The following is a 1,076-nucleotide window of genomic DNA, read 5'->3' as shown; positions in this document are numbered from 1 at the left end:
TCACCCGGATGTCGCTGAAGGCTCCAGCCGACCTCCCCTTAAAGCAAAGCTTAGGGGAGGTGAAGTTAATGTGATGTGCAAGTGAGCCGGCGGCGTGCCTTTACCCGAGCAATCGCTGCAGGCTCTGCTCGACCTCTCCCTAAATTGCGTTTTGGAAGAGGTGGCAGGTACACAGGTCACCTCGCCCGAGCGTCTCGGACTTTCCGTCTAAACGGCAAGCTCAAGCGAACTGTCACTTGGCTTGTCGAACTGACGTTGAACTATGTCCGATTCAAATTCGAACTCAAACTCACCCGGCTCAAAATCGATGGGCACTTGGCATCGAGGCGGCTCGATGCGGTTGAGTTTCCAGTCGATTCGGCGTAGCCAAGACAGTGATCTCTCCCAAGTCTTGACCGCCTCGCGAACGCGGATGGCCATCGGGTGATCGGGTTCGCGTGTCTCGTTGATTACATCAAGTGCACCGCTCGGTGACCCTTTCATTAGCAATGCGACCGCAAAGTTGCGTTTGCAAACGTTGCTGACGTCGCTGCGCTCGGTGACACTGCCGGGTGTGAGCACAAATTGGCGAAATACCGACAACGCTTCTTCGACATGACCGAGTCGCAATAGGCAAACGCCAAGGGTATTGCGAACCGACGGTTCGCGTCCGGCGGATCGAAGCAATTCAGCGGCCGCTTGATAGTCTCGCCGACGCAGCAGATTCGCGACGCGTGCGAGTGCTGGGTGCAGCGGTGTCGCATTCTTTTGCTTCGCGGACGACGATAGTGATTGTGTTTGATTACGGTTGTGTTTGTGAGTGCGCGCAGACATGTGATTGACTCTCTGTAGAAGAACAATGGCAAAAAGAGAAACAGATTGAAAACGAACCAAGCTGTTCGTTTAAATCTGCAATCGCACGTGCAAGTTCACGAGAGTTGCTGCCGCAGCGGCGTCCAATTCGGCGATGCCACTGCAGCAATCCCACTGCGGAGAAGTGGATTTTGCCTGAGAGAAAGAGGCAAATCCGAAATCGAGCGTCTTTTGTGACTCGGATCGATGTTCGTGAAGCTGGCCGTTCTGACCAGCAGGACGAG

General features: G+C 54.6%; 2 protein-coding genes. Both read right to left on the bottom strand.

Annotation, left to right across the window (positions count from 1 at the left end; genetic code table 11):
- Window positions 1-207: 207 nt before the first annotated feature.
- Entirely contained in the window at window positions 208-813 is a 606-nt protein-coding gene (locus tag RMSM_RS33000; protein ID WP_008707997.1) for a tetratricopeptide repeat protein, read from the bottom strand.
- A 69-nt stretch (window positions 814-882) separates the two neighbouring features.
- Window positions 883-1,076 (bottom strand): hypothetical protein (locus RMSM_RS43205; RefSeq protein WP_040770781.1); only part of this gene is annotated, 194 nt, incomplete at its 5' end.

It is taken from the genome of Rhodopirellula maiorica SM1 (assembly GCF_000346295.1).
GTDB lineage: Bacteria > Planctomycetota > Planctomycetia > Pirellulales > Pirellulaceae > Novipirellula > Novipirellula maiorica.
This window is presented reverse-complemented; position numbering and strand designations above follow the sequence as displayed.